At 52.4% G+C, this 17,322-nt stretch carries 17 protein-coding genes; all 17 read left to right on the forward strand.

Annotated features, from left to right (window positions below; all coding sequences use genetic code 11):
* Positions 1–43: 43 nt before the first annotated feature.
* The 17 genes from ACULM0_RS12550 (at position 44) to ACULM0_RS12630 (ending at position 17,319) form a co-directional block, all read left to right on the forward strand.
* The gene (locus tag ACULM0_RS12550; RefSeq protein WP_463677879.1) at positions 44–1,174 is read left to right on the forward strand and encodes a PucR family transcriptional regulator ligand-binding domain-containing protein; all 1,131 of its coding nucleotides are present in this window, start codon (positions 44–46) and stop codon (positions 1,172–1,174) included.
* 115 nt (positions 1,175–1,289) lie between these two features.
* Positions 1,290–2,186, forward strand: a complete 897-nt coding sequence (locus tag ACULM0_RS12555) for a DMT family transporter (protein ID WP_463677880.1) — start codon at positions 1,290–1,292, stop codon at positions 2,184–2,186.
* A complete protein-coding gene (locus ACULM0_RS12560; RefSeq protein ID WP_463677881.1) occupies positions 2,183–2,548 on the forward strand; it encodes a hypothetical protein in 366 nt (121 codons plus the stop codon). The genes ACULM0_RS12555 and ACULM0_RS12560 overlap by 4 nt, the downstream gene beginning before the upstream one ends.
* Before the next feature lie 328 nt (positions 2,549–2,876).
* On the forward strand, positions 2,877–4,115 hold the full coding sequence (locus ACULM0_RS12565; protein WP_463677882.1) for an RNA-guided endonuclease TnpB family protein: 1,239 nt from the start codon (positions 2,877–2,879) through the stop codon (positions 4,113–4,115).
* A 342-nt stretch (positions 4,116–4,457) separates the two neighbouring features.
* The gene (locus ACULM0_RS12570; protein ID WP_463677883.1) at positions 4,458–4,760 is read left to right on the forward strand and encodes a CC/Se motif family (seleno)protein; all 303 of its coding nucleotides are present in this window, start codon (positions 4,458–4,460) and stop codon (positions 4,758–4,760) included.
* Between the two features lie 330 nt (positions 4,761–5,090).
* Positions 5,091–5,873, forward strand: a complete 783-nt coding sequence (locus ACULM0_RS12575; protein ID WP_463677884.1) for an amino acid ABC transporter substrate-binding protein — start codon at positions 5,091–5,093, stop codon at positions 5,871–5,873.
* A gap of 3 nt (positions 5,874–5,876) precedes the next feature.
* The gene (locus ACULM0_RS12580) at positions 5,877–6,554 is read left to right on the forward strand and encodes an amino acid ABC transporter permease (protein WP_463677885.1); all 678 of its coding nucleotides are present in this window, start codon (positions 5,877–5,879) and stop codon (positions 6,552–6,554) included.
* Entirely contained in the window at positions 6,554–7,297 is a 744-nt protein-coding gene (locus ACULM0_RS12585) for an amino acid ABC transporter ATP-binding protein (RefSeq protein WP_463677886.1), read from the forward strand. Before ACULM0_RS12580 ends, ACULM0_RS12585 begins: the two co-directional genes overlap by 1 nt.
* Before the next feature lie 151 nt (positions 7,298–7,448).
* Positions 7,449–8,618, forward strand: a complete 1,170-nt coding sequence (locus tag ACULM0_RS12590) for an iron-containing alcohol dehydrogenase (RefSeq protein WP_463677887.1) — start codon at positions 7,449–7,451, stop codon at positions 8,616–8,618.
* A 113-nt stretch (positions 8,619–8,731) separates the two neighbouring features.
* Complete coding sequence (locus tag ACULM0_RS12595; RefSeq protein WP_463677888.1) at positions 8,732–9,988, forward strand: GNAT family N-acetyltransferase; 1,257 nt, start codon at positions 8,732–8,734, stop codon at positions 9,986–9,988.
* Positions 9,989–10,147: 159 nt separating this feature from the next.
* Positions 10,148–11,059, forward strand: a complete 912-nt coding sequence (rocF, locus tag ACULM0_RS12600; RefSeq protein WP_463677889.1) for an arginase — start codon at positions 10,148–10,150, stop codon at positions 11,057–11,059.
* A gap of 141 nt (positions 11,060–11,200) precedes the next feature.
* Positions 11,201–11,635, forward strand: a complete 435-nt coding sequence (locus ACULM0_RS12605) for a Dps family protein (RefSeq protein ID WP_463677890.1) — start codon at positions 11,201–11,203, stop codon at positions 11,633–11,635.
* Positions 11,636–11,745: 110 nt separating this feature from the next.
* Entirely contained in the window at positions 11,746–12,078 is a 333-nt protein-coding gene (locus tag ACULM0_RS12610; RefSeq protein ID WP_463679887.1) for a zinc ribbon domain-containing protein YjdM, read from the forward strand.
* 157 nt (positions 12,079–12,235) lie between these two features.
* Positions 12,236–14,260, forward strand: coding sequence for a copper-translocating P-type ATPase (locus tag ACULM0_RS12615; protein WP_463677891.1), 2,025 nt, complete (start codon positions 12,236–12,238; stop codon positions 14,258–14,260).
* Between the two features lie 54 nt (positions 14,261–14,314).
* On the forward strand, positions 14,315–15,514 hold the full coding sequence (locus tag ACULM0_RS12620; RefSeq protein ID WP_463677892.1) for an aminotransferase-like domain-containing protein: 1,200 nt from the start codon (positions 14,315–14,317) through the stop codon (positions 15,512–15,514).
* 11 nt (positions 15,515–15,525) lie between these two features.
* Entirely contained in the window at positions 15,526–15,891 is a 366-nt protein-coding gene (locus ACULM0_RS12625; RefSeq protein WP_463677893.1) for a VOC family protein, read from the forward strand.
* A 129-nt stretch (positions 15,892–16,020) separates the two neighbouring features.
* Complete coding sequence (locus tag ACULM0_RS12630; protein ID WP_463677894.1) at positions 16,021–17,319, forward strand: MFS transporter; 1,299 nt, start codon at positions 16,021–16,023, stop codon at positions 17,317–17,319.
* Positions 17,320–17,322: the final 3 nt, after the last annotated feature.

The following is a 17,322-nucleotide window of genomic DNA, read 5'->3' on the forward strand; positions in this document are numbered from 1 at the left end:
CTCATAACTATGATAAAATGGACTCAGAAAGGTGGTGGACGCGATGAGTATCACGGTGCACGAGATGCTGACACTCAAGAATTTTGGAAACTTTCGGCTGATCGCCGGAATCAATGGGCTTGACCGAAGAATCACCCGTGGTGGATTCATCGATCACGAAGGCCCCGAAGACCTGACCACCTCCGTGGTGGAGGGGGAGATGATATTTAGCAATTTCGCTATGAGCAAGGAGCGGCCGGAAGAGCTGGTGAGGTACCTGCGAGCTTTGATTCTCGCCGGAGGCTCTTGCCTCGCTGTCAAAACTGTAGTATTCAAAGAACTGCCGGTTGAAGTGATCCGATTGGCAAATGAGAAGAAGTTCCCGGTCTTTCTATTTGACGATACCTATATCGAGACCCTGATCCTAGAGATTGATGAGGCGCTCAATCATCACAAGCAACAGATGAAAAAAGTGACTGTGATCGATGAAATGCTGGCTGGTTCCCTCAACCGTTTTGCCATTCGGAATCTCGCGAAAAAATTGAACCGCCATTTCAAGAACAAGGCTATCGCCCTTTACGCAGTGGAAACGGGTAAGAACCTGCTGACCTTCGATTCGAAGGTAGCCCGGACAATCCTTGGCAAGCACTCTCTCGTTCTAGCCTACCACGGTGGCTACCTCATGATTTTGACCTATGGGGAGGGGGAGCACATCAACGTGGAGTCCGTCCTCGGATCCGTGGGCCTGGGTGGGGAGTCCCACTTTATCGGGATCAGCGATCACATCGAGGACCTGGGCGCGCTCGATCGTATCATCCGTGAGAGTGAGACGGCACAGCAGTACGCTCAGTTCAAGGGTCGGCACAGGGTGCACTACAGTCGGATTGGCATCTATCAACTGCTCCTTCCGATGATGAATGATCCGCGGACCAATGCGTACTCTACTTCGATCGTAGAAAAACTCAGTGATTACGATCGTGAGCACGGCACCGATCTCATCGAAACAGCCAGGGCTTACATTGGGTGCGGTGGTCGCGTGAAAGAGACGGCAGAAATCATGTTCCAGCATCCGAATACCGTCCGTTACAGGGTGAAGAAAATTTTCTCTGTCCTGTTTTCAGAGTCCGAGCAACACTTGCGATACGAAACGCTGGCCACGGCGATCCACCTTTTCGAGCTCCACCGAAATCTCTAGGAAGCTGCTTGTGATTTTCACAATACAAAGTAGCTTCTTTTGTATTTTTTGAAAAGCTCCGACAACGCATTATCCCTTATACTGATACTACCGAAGGAAAGAGAGGTGGATCGCTATGAGGAGAAATCATAATGAATTATTGTTGTTGTCCATTGTCGCACTGTGGGGTTTGTCCTTCAGTCTGATGAAACCGCTGCTGGATCAAATGGGGTTCTTCAATCTGATGGCCTACCGCTTCATGATCGGTGGTGCCGTCGTAACGATCCTGCTTCTTTTAACGCGCACCCAGAACTTTGCCAAGGGGATCTGGAAGGCCGGTTTTCAGTCTGGGACGTTCTTGTTCCTCGCTTTTGTTGGTCACACAGCGGGACTCAAGTATACGACGGTACCCAAAAATGCATTTCTCGTCGGTAGCACAGTAGCCTTCGTTCCTTTGATCCTCTGGTGGATCTACCGCGACCAGCCGTCGCGTCAGACCATCCTCCAGACGGTCTTGGCCATCTTGGGGCTCGGTATGATCACCTTGGCCGGTGGACTTGCAACGGCCAATATTGGTGATGTCGTCACGCTGATCGGCACGGTCTTCATGGCCTTCTACACCATTGGCGTTGCGCTCTACATGCGTCGTTTTCACGCCTTGACCTTTACAGCCATCCAGCTGAGCACCGTGGGGATCCTGAGCTTCCTCTTTATGCTCGTCTTCGAAACACCCGTCTACACCTTCACCAGATCGGGATGGATAAGCATCGCCTTTTTGTCCGTAGGTCTCACGGGCGTGGCCTATTTTCTCACCAACCACATCCAGCGCCAGGTCCCGGCCACACGTGTGACCCTGGTCTACACGCTGGAGCCATTTTTCGCGACACTTTTCGGTTGGTTGTTCCTCGCAGAAGCCATCGGGCTCCACCTAGTGATGGGTGGCCTTATGATCGCCCTGAGCATGGTGCTACCCTACCTACCGGAGAAAAAGAAAAAGATACTCGAGATGAAGGAGAAGGGTGATCTGTCGTGACTGTCGAGCAAAATATTGGGGTGGTCATCGTGGAGTCGGATGCGAAGCGACCGGTCTCCGATCACCTGCATCATCTCGTACAGAGTATGAACGAACAATACGGTGATGGGGTGGTCGATCCAAGCGGATCACCCGTCGCGCAACTCGAGCAGGTGATCTCACTCAAATACGATCTGGTCATCGAAGAGGCACTCCATACGGGACGTGGGCTCCACATTCTCAAATTTCACACGATCCGTGGCGACCGCAATGAACTGAGCAGAGCACTAAAGGAATTCGAACGTATGGTACGATCTTTGCTCAGGATCAGGATCAAGTCGTTTCTCATATCGGAAGCGTCATTAGCTCAGTTTGATGATTAAGCGCCCGCACACTCGTGACTTCAGTCGTGAGTTAGGGCGTTTTTTTTCGCGCAATATGCTTAATATTCCCTGTCAAAAACTAGAACATATGTTACAATAATAGAAAGGTGATTTCATTAACAGAAGAGCTTTGAAATAGTAACGATATACATTCGAGTCGTAACTCTGGGGTTTTGCATACCAAAAGGATATGATGAGTGATAATATTTAAGATTCGCCAAGGATGAAATGAATGCAGTTTGCTGTAGCTCACAGATGGGATCATGCACATCTACTGATGAAAATCAAATCCGAAGATACGCCAGTCTCAAAAGGAGAAGGAATACTCATGGGTAAACGAATGACAGTCAAAGAAAAAAACAAGGTACTGGCTAAGCAGGGTCTTCAGTTGAAACTCTATGGCCTTATTCTTCGTGTTTATCCTACTGAGGAACAGGCGATTCTCATCAACAAGACCATCGGATGTGCCAGGCTGATCTACAATAAATATCTCGATGCGAGGAAAACCTATTATAAGGAGAATGGAGAGAAACTTTCGGTTGGTAGGTACAAGAAGGAGACTATGGTGCCACTGAAGTCCTCTGAGGACTATGGTTTCTTGAAAGAAGTCGACAAATTTGCTCTAGAAGCGGCTTGTGAAAATGTCGAAGATGCGTACGGTCGCTTTTTCACTCGTCAAAACCGATATCCGAAGTTCAAATCAAAACGTAGCGCCAAGAAGGCTTATACAACCAAGATGACGAATAACAACATCGAAATCATCGGTTCTTCTCACATCAAATTACCGAAACTTGGGAAGGTGTCCATGGCAAAAGTAAAAACAGCAAGAAATAAGGGGATCCTCAAGAAAGTCAGAGGGGGTCATGCAAGGATCTTAAAAGCGACGATCACCCTGAAGGGCTCTAAGTATTATGTTTCCCTTGCTCTCGAAGAGACAATCGAGTTGGTAAAGCCCTTGGAGATCGAGCATATTGACGCTTCAAAAGCAGTCGGTGTTGATCTTGGCCTCAAGACCTTCGCCACCATCTCCAATGGTGAAAACACCGAGTTCATCGAAAAAGCCAAGTTTATCAAGGAGTCGGAGAAGAAACTGGCCAAGCTCCAACGAAGGTTGGCCAAGAAACAGCTCGATTCACAGAATCACAAGAAGGTAGCACAAAAAATAGCAAATTTACATGGTCATATAGCAAACCAGCGAAAAGACTTCGCCCACAAACTGAGTATCCGGTTGGCCAACGAAAACCAAGTGGTTGTACTGGAAACACTGAGTATCAAGGGCATGGTCAAGAACAAGAAACTATCGAAAGCCATATCAGATGCGGGATGGTCTCAGTTCATTACCTTCCTGAAGTACAAACTAGAGTGGCAGGGAAAGTATCTTGTGCAGATCGACCGTTGGTATGCCTCATCCAAGATTTGTTCTTCCTGTGGGGAGAAACACATCGCCCTTACGCTGAGCGACAGAGAGTGGTGTTGTAGTCACTGCGGTGCTGAGCACGAACGGGATGAGAATGCAGCCATGAACATCAGAAAACAGGGTTTAGAAACGCTAGGCATCTCAGCCTAAGCATAACCGGTACCAAGTGTACCTGCACCGTTGGGACAACGGGAAGTGCCTGTCACATTTGTGAGCAGAGCCCAGCTCTGTAGGAGGCTTTGTAAGACTTGGGTTGCTCTTGCAATCCAAGCGGTAGCCGGTGAAACAGGAAAAAGTGGTCGTCGCCTAAGGCGATAACCGAATCCCGTGACTTCAGTCATGGGTTGTTCAACAAAAACTCTATCTTTTCTCTTGAGAACCGCTGTAAACCGGCGGTCTTTTTTTATTATGCCCCCGGGGGGGTTGACCAGAAAATCGATTCATGATAGTCTGTTAATGTAATTGATTATCAAAAATGCAAGGAGGAGAAACATGGAGATCATGATTGGTGATGCAGTGCGCAACTACCTGAAGAAAAAAGAGACCCGGGATCTCACTTTGAGCGTCCACAAGAGCGGTGGTGGGTGTTGTCCAATTTTTGAAGTAGCAGAAGTGACATTGGGCGAACCTGAAAAGCCCGATTGGTACCGTACGGTAGAAAAAGATGGTATTAACGTGCATATCGCGAAAAACGTAAGAGCCGAATCCCCTGTGATTCGCTTTCACCTTCAGAAGAATCTCTTCACGAAGACTGTGATTGCAGAGGGGCTAAAGTTACTCAAACGAGATCGATAGAAAAAAACAGACAATTCCTACTTGACGACTCGGAAATGGTCGTGTAAGATGTTGGACAGAGACCGGAAGGGGTACGAAAATGATGAAAGCCAATTTTATTCAACACATGTACAACTTCAATTCTTCAGCCTGCTGTTGCTCGGTAGTTTTCAAACAACCGGATAACGGCTATTTTAGGTGCTGAAGATTTCTCGGTCGAACCTGCGCAGGTAGGAGCGGTGAAGGGTCACAGGACCCCTCATGGCTCTTTTTTTATGTTTGCACTCGTGGCCACGGTTGCAATAGTCGTCACAAAAACAGGATATTCAAAACGTTCAGGAGGTTAACAGAATGAAAAGAACAATGATGATGGTCATAGCCCTGCTACTGATCGGTGCAATCGTCTTATTTGCTAATACGGATTCCGTAAATCCAAATGAAACCGTTGATCCGATTCGCGTGGGGATGAGCGGCAGCTACAAACCCTACACCTATTTAGATGAAAGGGGCGAGCTCACTGGATTCGATGTGGCCCTTTGGAGGGAGATCGGACGGAGGGTCGGACGAGATGTGACATTTGTGACCAGTGATTTCAGCGGTCTCTTCGGAATGCTGGAGTCTGGCCAGATCGATACGATCGCCAATCAGATCACCATCACACCCGAGCGAGAGAAGACCTACCTCTTTACAGAACCTTATGTGTATTACGGCGCACAGCTGATGGTTCACGCCGATGAAATGGAGATCTCATCGCTCGAGGATCTGAAAGAACAGAAAGTTGGCGTGAGCCTGGGTTCAAACTACGAAGAAATGGTTCGGAAATTTTCCGATGAGATCGAGGTGATCACGTACGATAGCGGGTCTGGATCCTACCAGGACCTTGCCGTCGGCAGAATCGATGCCGTTCTCAACGACCGACTGGCACTGATGACGACCGTTGAGGAATCGGGTTTACCTTTGAAACTCGCCGGCGAACCAGTGGAGGAGCTCTTTAATGCCTTTCCCTGGTTACCGATAGATCGCAACGGGGAAACGGTGGCCCAGGTAAACGAAGCAATCCGAGCGATGTATGCCGATGGTACCATGCAGGAAATATCCCTGAAATTCTTCCCTGTAGACATTACGGAGAGATAAAGAATGGTCAGATTCGATCTCGATAGTTTCTTCTTGGCCTTTCGCCATCTCTCCTCGGCCCTACCGATTACCCTCGGTGTAGGGATTCTGGCGATGTGCTTGGGCCTACTCCTCGGCACCCTCACGGCACTCATGCTTCGATGGGGACCCAAGGGCATCAGGTGGTTCCTATCGAGCTACGTATCCTTCTTCAGGGGAACACCGCTCATGGTCCAACTCTTTCTTTTCTTCTTTGGCCTGCCGCAACTCCTGCCCGTTCTCGGGCGTATGGGTGCCTTTTCGGCCGCTGTGCTCGTCATGGGTTTGAATGCAGGTGCTTACGTATCGGAAACGGCTCGCTCGGCCATCGCGAGCATCGACGCGATCCAGTGGCAGGCTGCCGATGCCACGGGATTCAGCCGCCTGCAGACCCTGCGCTATATCATATTTCCACAGGCACTCAGGGTCGCCCTGCCACCCTTGGGTAACACCTTCATCGGTGTTATCCAGGGGACGGCTCTCACCTTCATGCTGGGGCTACCGGATCTCATGGGCGTAGCCAAGATGCGGGCGGCCGTCGACTATCGATTCTTCGAAAATTACCTCGCGGTGGGTCTGATGTACTGGACGATCACCAAGCTCATCGGCCTGATCAACCGGAGACTGGAGCTTGCCTTTAGCCGCGGATGGGAGGTGTCTTGATGTTACAGGTAAAGAACCTTACGAAAAGCTACGGGGAGAACACTGTGCTCGATGCAGTGGATTTCTCGATCGATCAAGGCGAGGTGGTGGCAGTGCTCGGTCCATCGGGATCGGGGAAGTCGACCTTTCTGGCGACCCTCAACGGCTTGGTGACACCAGAAAAGGGTCAGATGCATTTTGAGAACCGGTGGGTTGATCTCGCAAGCCCCTCGGGTGAAGACCTGTTTTCGATCAGACGCAACATGGGCATGGTTTTCCAGTCCTTCGGATTGTTTCCGCACCTGACCGTGAGCCAGCAGATCACCCTTCCACTGGAGAAAGTTCACGGTTTTGATTCCCAGCGGGCAAAAAAACGAGCGGATCATCTTTTGTCGACACTTGGTCTATTAGAGAAGACAGAGGCCTACCCCTCCCAGCTCTCCGGTGGACAAAAGCAGCGCGTGGGGATCGCGAGAGCCCTCGGACCGAATCCAGATCTGATGCTGTTCGACGAACCCACTTCCGCCCTCGATCCAGAGCTCGTGGGGGGCGTAATCGATGCCATCAGTGATCTGGCCAAGCAGGGAATGACGATGATCGTCGTCACCCACGAGGTACAGATGGCGCGGGAGATCGCCGATCGTATTGTATTCTTCGACGGGGGAAAAGTGCTTTTCGACGATGCCGCCGAACGTGCCTTTGAACCCATGGCACCGGAGCGCATGCAGCGATTCTTCCAGCGCTTCATCGGGTCTGGAATCTAGCGATTCGACTACCGCTCACCCGGTCACCTCCTAACGCTACGTGTCGCGAAATATTATTGAAGAAAAAATTTCTGGGTATCAAAACAAGTGGAATGTCAGTCGATCCACTTGACGGTGGATTTCGTGTTCAGCATACAAGGAGGTAGGATTCATGGTAAATTTTGAGTTCAGCAACACGACGAAAATCGTGTTCGGAAGAGGCACGGAAGACCAGGTGGGGGAGCTCACGGCTGCTCACGGCAAGAAAGTGCTTCTTCATTACGGCGGAGGCAGCATCAAGCGGACGGGATTGTACGACAGGGTGGTAAACAGCCTGCAGAGTGCGGGTGTGGAGATCGTCGAACTCGGCGGTGTCCAGTCGAATCCCCGGGTCAGTTTGATTCGAGAGGGGATCGAGCTCTGTCGAGAGGAGCAGATTGACTTCATCTTGGCCGTAGGTGGAGGGAGTGTCATCGACTCGTCAAAAGGGATCGCCGCCGGAACCTATTTTGAAGGTGACGTGTGGGATCTTTACCTGCGAAAGGAAGCCGTGGGCAAATGCCTGCCCGTGGGTGTCGTTTTGACACTACCGGCAGCCGGTAGTGAGTCGAGCCCAGCATCTGTCGTCACGAATGAAGACGGATGGTGGAAGCGTGACATTGATTCCCTGGACCTTCGGCCGGCATTTGCGATTCTCAATCCGGAGCTCACCTTCACGCTCCCACCCTATCAAACGGGATGCGGGGCAACGGACATGATGGCCCACGTGATGGAGCGCTACTTTACCAAGACCGAGCACGTGGAGCTCACCGACCGGATGGCCGAGGCCATCATGAAGACGATCGTCAACAACGGTCCGCGGCTCATCGAAGAGCCCAGGGACTATGATACCAGGGCCGAGATCATGTGGGCCGGCACCCTGGCCCACAACGACCTGATCGGAACGGGAAGAGAGCAGGACTGGGCCTCCCATATGATCGAACACGAGCTCAGCGGTATTTATGACATCGCTCACGGTGCTGGCCTGGCCATTATTTTCCCCGCCTGGATGAAATTCGTGTACAAGACGGATATCCCGCGCTTCGCTCAGTTTGCCCACCGCGTGTTCGACATCGAGATCAACACGCGCGATCTCGAGGAGACGGCACTGGCCGGGATCAAAGCGTTGGAGGACTTCTTCAAGCGCCTTCAGATGCCCACGACACTCTCTGAAGCAGAGATCACCGAGGAACACTTCGAGGAAATGGCCGAGAAAGCCACGGATTACGGCAACAAAACGGTGGGTGGTTTTGTGAAACTGAAGAAAGAAGATATTGTCTCCATTTACAAACTAGCGCGCTAGATGAGACGAAGACCGCCGCCCTTTCTCATCGAGAGAGCGGCGGTCTTTATTATGTTCCTCTTGGGAAAGAATGGACAGATTGCATGTGCGAGAACGCGGGGGAGGAGAACAGCATGGAGAAGAAAAGAGAAATCAGAGAGTTAGACACAAGCCATATCGATGCATACACCGAAATTGCCTTCAAAGCCTATCCGAGCTTCAAGGATTTTTCGCCGGAAGCGATGAACGCCTATAAAGAGGTGGCCATCGAAACGATGGTACACGATCCTGTGGTGACCTTTTATGGCATGTTCGAAGGGGAGAAACTCATTGCGGTCATGCGCCATTTCGATTTCGAGATGAACTGCTTCGGCAAGAAAATCCCCGTGGCGGGTCTGGGGTTCCTTGGCGTCCACCTGATGCACAAGAAGGAGAAGGCGGCCAGGGAGATGGTGGCTTTTTACGAGGCACACTATCGCGAGCGGAAGATGCCCATTTCCCTGCTTTTGCCCTTTCGGCCGGACTTCTACAAAAAGATGGGCTACGGACACGGGACCAAGATGAACCAGTACCGCCTGGAAACTCGCCGGATCCCGCGCTACGATGGACCGAGTGATCTGAGGTATCTCCGAAAAGAGGACCTGGAGGCTCTGCTCGCCAGCCACGGACGGGTGGCCGATAAAACACACGGCATGATCACGAAGTTCGGCGATGAGATCCGTGATTACTTCAGCGATCCTTTTCATCAGATAGTGGCCAGCTATGACGCTGGAGGGAAGATCGAAGGCTATATGGTCTATCAGTTTCGAAACGGGAAGCCTGGGAACTATACGATCAACCAGATGTATCTGAAGGAACTGATCTATGAGCGGGTTGATGTGCTCGCGAAACTACTGGGATTTTTGCGCAAACAGGAGGACCAGGTGCAGCTCGTGATCTTCAACACCCAGGACGAGCACTTCCATTATCTTTTCGATAACCCGCTCGATGATTCCCTCCACTACATCCCCTATGGATACCTACAGACCAATGTCCAGGCCATCGGCGTCATGTACAAGATCCTCGATGTGCGCGAGGCCTTCAGACAATGTGCGCACCGAAACTATAACTCGGTCACCCTGGGTGTTCGCTTCTTGATCGAAAATGAGCACGACGAGGTGGAGGAGCTGATCGTCAGCTTTGAAGACGGTTTGGCCCTGCTCGATCGTGGGACAGTGGACGTGACGGTCGAATGCCATCTGTCTGACTTCAGTCCCATGTTTCTCGGGAGCACTTCGGTGCGAGGGTTGCACAGCATCGGCCTGCTGAGGGTAGATGATGCGTCTCACCTAGATCGGTTACACCGCGCTTTTGACACACCGCACAAACCCGTCTGTTACACGGATTTCTAGGTAGTAGGAACCGCGCGGTGAAAACCTTTGCGAATTTTTCAAATTAGGGGTGGACGCGGAAGGAAAAGTACAGTAGAATCGTCTTATACATTATACATCGCAGATGTATAAAATGGCAACATATGGGATTAAAACCCCTGTAGTATAGGAGGAAAAAAGATGAACCCATCGATCAATGGAAAACTGTCGCTCATCGGTGTGGCCTTAGATCTGGCCGCGGGAACGCCCGGTGTGGCCCTGGGCCCTGCCGCACTGCGTTATGCAGGTGTCGTAGAGAGATTGAGAAATATCGGATACGCGGTGGAGGACAGGGGCGATATCGTGGCAGAGAAACCCGAGTCATCGATCACACCCGGTACGAACCTGAAGAACCTTCAGGAAGTGGCCCGTGTGAACACAGAGCTGTGCAAACAGGTGGACGAGGAGATTGCAAAGGGTCGATTCCCACTGGTCCTCGGTGGGGACCACTCCATCGCCATCGGAAGCATCGCCGGTGTGCTCCAGCACAAGAAGAACTTGGGCGTCATCTGGTTCGATGCCCACGGCGATATGAATACGGCGGAGACCTCCCCATCGGGGAATATTCACGGTATGCCCATGGCGGTCGGTCTGGGGCTCGGTCACGAGATGCTCACGAGCATCGGCGGATCCGATAAGAAGGTCGATCCCAAGAAGTTGGTGTTCATCGGCTTGCGTGACATCGACGCGGGCGAGCGCAAGATCCTGAAGGATCACGGTATCACCGTTTTTACCATGCACGAGGTGGATCGCCTGGGTATGACTGAAGTGATGAACCGTGCCATTGCCGTGGCCACCGATGGCACCGACGGTGTGCATGTGAGCTTCGATGTGGACGGTATGGATCCTGTTTACGTGCCGGGAACGGGAACGCGTGTCCCCGGGGGTTTGACCTACCGCGAGAGCCACCTGGCCCTCGAGATGATCGCGGAGACGGGTAAGCTCACCAGTGCCGAGTTCGTTGAAGTCAATCCGATTATCGACAACAAAAACATCACGGCCCGAACGGCCGTCGCGCTCATCGGCTCACTGATGGGTGAGTGGCTCATCTGATCATAGAAACGTCTCCAAGACTATTGGAGGCGTTTTTTTCACACTTTTTTCTCGATTTTTGTTTGTAATTATTACAAGTTGGGAATAAGTAGACTGTAAAGTGAAAACAGTAAACAAAACCACAAGGAGGAGAACCTAGCAATGAAGCATTATGAGAAATTTAACGAGTACCTTTCGAACACTATGATTTTGAATATCAAACTTCACAATTTACACTGGAACGTGGTGGGCAAGCAGTTCGTCCAGATCCACGAGTTCACCGAGGCCATGTACGATGACATGTTCGAGAAATTCGATGAGGTAGCAGAGATCATGAAGATGAAAGGTGTGCAGCCCCTTGCTAAGACGGCGGATTACCTGGAAAAGGCTTCGATCAAGGAGGTCGACGGCGACCGATTCAGTCGCGAAGAAGTGCTGGCCATCGTCAAGGAAGATCTCGAGAAGATGAAGGCGCTCGCCACGGAAATTCGCAACGAGGCTGACGGAGCCGGAGATTTCGAAGTGGTGGCCGCCATGGAGGGCCATGTGGCCGGCTATAGCAAGAACCTTTGGTTCTTAAGGGCCATGGAAGGATAGAGAAGGCAAGGGACCGATCGAAAAGATCGGTCCTTTTCATCTGCCGGGAAGGAGACATCCATGGTATGCTAAAAGGGTTGAAAAAACGGAAGAACCGAAGGGAGAAAGCCATGGAAACCTACCCCAATTGTCCGGCCTGCGATTCGGCCTACACATATGAAGAGGGCAACCTGTACATCTGTCTTGAGTGCGCCCACGAGTGGACAGCACTCCTATCACTGGAGGAAGAAGAAGTCGTCCGCGATGCCAACGGGAATCCCCTTGCCGACGGGGATAGCGTAACGGTCATTAAGGACCTGAAGGTGAAAGGAAGCTCGTCGATCATCAAGATAGGCACTAAAGTAAGAAAGATCCGCCTCGTCGGAGGCGACCACGATATCGACTGCAAGATCGATGGTTTCGGAGCCATGCAGCTCAAGTCCGAGTTCGTCAAAAAATTATGAAGAAGGCCTTGTGAATGTCGCGTGCGCGGCATTTTTTTTATTCGGAAGTGAGAATCTTCAATCGATGCCAGCAGGTGGATGCATGCTTTCGCGTTAAGAGGGCATATATAAGAATAAGGAACAAAATCGAAACACGGAACGCAAAGGAAGTGAAACGATGGCTAGTGAGAAAGAGCACAAAGAGCAAGCACACGAGAAGGAACACCAAGGGCACGAGTCGGAGGAAAATCACCATGAGATGATGATCCGAGATTTTAAGCGGAGATTGTTGGTAGCCGGTATTCTGACGATTCCGGTCCTCGCCCTATCCCAAACGATTCAATCCTGGTTTGGTTTCGAACTGAGCTTTCCCGGGGACCAGTATGTCCTCTTGGGTCTGGCCACGGTGATCTTCGTCTACGGTGGCTGGCCTTTCCTCAGCGGTTTCGTCGAGGAGATGCGGGAGAAGTCACCGGGCATGATGACGCTGATCGCCATGGCGATCACCATCGCGTATGGCTACAGCGCGGCTATCGTCCTGGGCCTGGAGGGACAGGATTTCTTCTGGGAGCTGGCCACGCTGATCGATATCATGTTGCTCGGGCACTGGATCGAGATGCGTTCGGTCATGAGCGCGTCCAATGCGCTGGACGAACTGGCGGCACTCATGCCCGATGAAGCCCATCGGTTTGACGGTGACGATCTGGAAGATGTGGAGATCTCCGAGCTGCAGAGCGGCGACCGCATCCTGATCAAACCCGGGGAAAAGGTGCCGGCAGACGGTACGATCCTCAAGGGAAAGAGCCGCGTGGATGAGTCGATGCTCACCGGTGAATCCGTCCCCGTGGAACGATCGAAGGGCGACCGCTTGATCGGGGGATCGATCAACGGCGAGGGGTCTCTCGAGGTGGAGGTGGCCCAGATCGGAGAGGATACCTATCTATCGAAGGTCATCGGTATGGTCGAAGAGGCCCAGAACTCAAAATCCAAAGCACAGAATTTGGCCGACCGCGCTGCCTTTTGGCTGACGATTATCGCGCTTACCGCTGGATTCACGACCCTGGGTGTCTGGTTGTTCTTGGGGCGAACGTTGACCTTTGCCATCACGCGGATGGCGACGGTGATGGTCATCACCTGTCCCCACGCCCTTGGTCTGGCAACCCCTTTGGTCGTGGCCAGATCCACGGCCTTATCCGCCAAGAACGGACTGCTCATTAGAAATCGGACGGCCTTCGAAAACGCCAGGAAAATCGATACGGTGGTCTTCGACAAGACGGGCACACTGACTGTGGGGTCCTTTGGCGTGGAGGCCATCGAAGTGTACGACGAGTCGTTTGCAGAAAATGATGTGCTGAGACTTGCCTATAGTGTGGAGTACCAATCGGAACACCCCATCGCAGTGGGTATCGTGGAAAAAGCAGAAGAAAAGGAGCTGAAGCGCGAGGAAATTTCGGACTTCGAAGCGATGAAAGGCAAGGGGATTCGCGCTAAGGTCGGTGAGCGGACGATCAAGGTCGTCAGCCCAGGCTACCTTGTAGAATCGGACATCGAGCAACCCGAATCTGAGCGTGAACAGTCCATCGGTACGAAAGTATTTGTACTTGAAGATGACCATGTGATCGGTTCGATCTTACTATCTGATCAAATTCGTGACTCGTCGAAGGAAGCGATTCGCACGCTTAAAGAGATGGGCATCGACTGCTGGATGCTGACGGGTGACAATGAAGAGACCGCGAAAGAAGTATCCGAGGCGGTTGGTCTGGACGGTTATTTCGCCGAAGTGCTACCCGATGAGAAGGAAGAGAAAATTCGAGAGCTTCAGGAGAAGGGAAGATACGTGGCCATGACGGGTGATGGTGTGAACGATGCGCCTGCACTCGCCAGGGCAGACATTGGCATCGCCATCGGGTCGGGTACGGATGTGGCCGCCGAGACCGCCGATATCATCCTAGTGAATAGCGACCCCTCCGATGTGGTGGCGCTCATACACTTCGGACGAAAGACCTATAAAAAAATGGTCCAGAACCTCATCTGGGCCTCAGGCTATAATATCATCGCGATTCCCTTGGCGGCAGGCGTGCTCTACACCTTTGGGATCATGATTTCACCGGCGGTCGGTGCAATCCTGATGTCGCTGAGTACCGTGATCGTTGCCTTCAACGCCAAATTGCTCAAGGTCGGTGACAGCCAAGGAGCGGCGTGATATCATGAAGTTGGTTCGCATGTCGAAAGACCAGTGAGGAAGGATGTGGTGGCGATGGCGCGATATGCAAAGCGCATGGCGCAGATGGAGGAGACGGCTTCGGTTATTCGATCGCTTTTCAGTGCGATGACCGATCCCAACATCATTTCATTTAGCGGCGGTGCTCCCGCTGCAGAGGCACTCCCCGTGGAAGCCGTTCGAGAGATCAGCCAGGAGATCTTGAGGACGCCGGGAAAAGGAGTGGAGGCCCTGCAGTACGGTGGCGTGATGGGATACGAACCGCTGCGGGAAGACGTGGTGACCTACCTGCTGCGACTCAAGGGGCTTGATGTGACGCACGAACAGGTGTTGATCACCAGCGGAGGCCTCGAGGGACTGAACCTCCTGTGCCAGGTCTACATTGATCCGGGCGATGTGATCTTGGTCGAATCACCGACCTTTGTGCACGCCGTGGAGATTTTCGAGATGTTCGGGGCCAAGCTGATCCCCGTGGAGATGGATGGAGACGGGATGAGGACCGATGATCTAGAGGCCAAGATTCAGGCCTACGATCCCAAGATGGTCTATGTGATCCCAACCTTTCAAAATCCCACCGGCATCACGCTCTCCACTGAACGCAGAAAACGCATCGCCGAGCTGGGCGGTCAGTACGATGTGATGATTCTTGAGGACGATCCCTACCGGGACATCCGCTATCTCGGGGAGGATCTACCCACGATCAAGTCCTTCGATCGGACGGGGCACACGCTCCTGGCCAATAGCTTCTCTAAGATTTTTTCACCCGGAAGCCGCCTGGGCTATGTGGTAGCAGAGAAAGAGATCATGGACAAGCTCTTCAATGCGAAATCCGCGACCAACTCCCATACAGCGGTCTTGCCGCAGATGATCATGAGTACTTTTTTCAGGGAAGGGCGTTATCCGGACCACCACGCACGCTTGTGCGATCTCTACCGCGTCCGTCGCGATGCCATGATGCGAGCCATCGATCGTTACTTCCCCGAGGGGACCAAAAGGACAGATCCAGATGGCGGTCTTTTCTGCTGGGTGGAGCTGCCAGAGGGAATCGACACCAGAACCCTCCTGACCGAGGCCGTGAAAAGCGGTGTGGCCTACGTGGCCGGTGCTGGCTTCTATGCCGAGGGTGGCGATAAGGGACTCAATACCATGCGGCTCAGTTTTGGAGGGGTGACACCCGATCAGATTGAAGTGGGCATGAAACGCCTGGGGGACCTACTGAAGGGTCAGTACAAGTAAAGGAGCAGACGATGACGAAATATTTATGGACGACTTTGCACGTGAGAGACATGGAAACTTCGTTGGCTTTTTACAAAGCACATTTGGGTTTGGAAGTGAACCGACAGTTCAAGACACCGGACGGAGGGGAGTTTGCCTTTCTCGGAACGGAAGGTGGCACCGAGGTGGAGCTGATCGCTCGACCCGGTGAAACCTACCCCGCGACGGAGGGCATCACCCTGGGTTTTGAAGTGGCCAGCCTAGACGAGAAAAAGGCAGAGCTTGAGAAGGCCGGCGTTGCCCTGCACAGTGGACCTTTCTACCCGAATCCTCACATCGGTTTCTTCTTTATCCAGGATCCCGATGGGGTGAAGATTCAGTTCGTAGAACAAAAGTAGCGTCCCATTCGGGGCGCTTTTCTCATGGGTCGCTCGTTTGCGATTAGAAAACGCTATCTTCTTGTTTTTTAACGGTTTTTCCAATAGAATGGGAAGGACGTTTTACTGCTATGATGGAGGGACGGAAGTATGAGAAACTATCGATCAAATGCAAATAGTAAGAACCGGGGGGGACTTTTCTACGGTTGGATCATCGTGGCCCTTTCGGCCCTGGGGCTCTTTTTCTCGGGACCCGGGCAGACTTTCTCCATCTCGATCTTTATCGATACCTATATCGAACAGTTCGGGTGGAGCCGGGCCCTTGTATCCGGTTACTATTCAGTTGCGACGCTGACGGCTGGCTTGACGCTACCTATGGTGGGGCGGGCCATCGATACGCGAGGCCACCGGATCATGATGTCCGTTGTGGGGGCCTTGCTCGGTCTCACCGCTCTCTGGATGAGTTTCATCTCGGCTCCCTGGATGTTGTTCGTCGGATTTTTGTTCCTCCGCCTCTTGGGGCAGGGGTCCATGACGCTCTTGCCGCAAACCCTGGTTCCCCAGTGGTTCACACGGACGAGGGGCCGAGCCCTCAGCCTCATGTCGCTGGGCATTGTGATCAGCTCCTCTGTGCTCCCGCCTCTGAACAACTGGATGATCGCGAGCTTTTCTGCCGCTTTTGCTTGGCGGGTCTGGGCAAGCTTGCTTTTCGGAGTCATGGTGCCGGCCGCCTACTTTTTCGTGAAGGACAAACCAGAGGAGATCGATGAGATTCCCGATGGACGGAAAGCATCGGAAGATGGGGTGCATTTGAAATTTTCCACGCCGCGTGTGAAAGCCTCCGAGTACCCCTGGACGGTCAAAGAGGCCATGGGGACCAGATCCTTCTGGCTTATGCTCCTCTGCATGGTGATTCCCTCGATGGTGAACACCGGCATCACCTTTCACCTGCTCTCGATTATTGGAGACAAGGGCTTTACCAATGCCTTTGCCGCTCTCCTGCTCAGCATTACGGCCATGGTGCAGTTTCCCATGACCTTTGTCGCCGGTCAGATCGTGGACCGCTTTCAGGTCCACCATGTCAAGGGGATCAACTACCTCCTGTACTTCGCAGCCGTAGGTCTTCTGCTGATCGGTGGGTCTCGCTGGCACCTTGTGGTCTACGCCGTGCTCATGGGTCTTTTCATGGCGACGGACTCAGTGAGCACGGGTGTCCTTTGGCCCAACTATTACGGAAGGAAGTACCTGGGGAGCATCCGGGGAATCACGATGACCGCCGTGGTCATCGGTTCGGCCCTCGGGCCGCTTCCCCTGGGGATTGCCCGGGATTCTTTCGGAGGGTACAGCGAAATCTTGACCCTCTTCCTCTTGTTCCCGGCACTGGGCAGTTTAGCAGCATTTTTGGCTCCACACCCGAAAGAACCGGAAGAAGCAAGGAATGAGGCGTAAAAT

Source organism: Halotolerantifilum yawarlongkerapense (genome assembly GCF_054506745.1).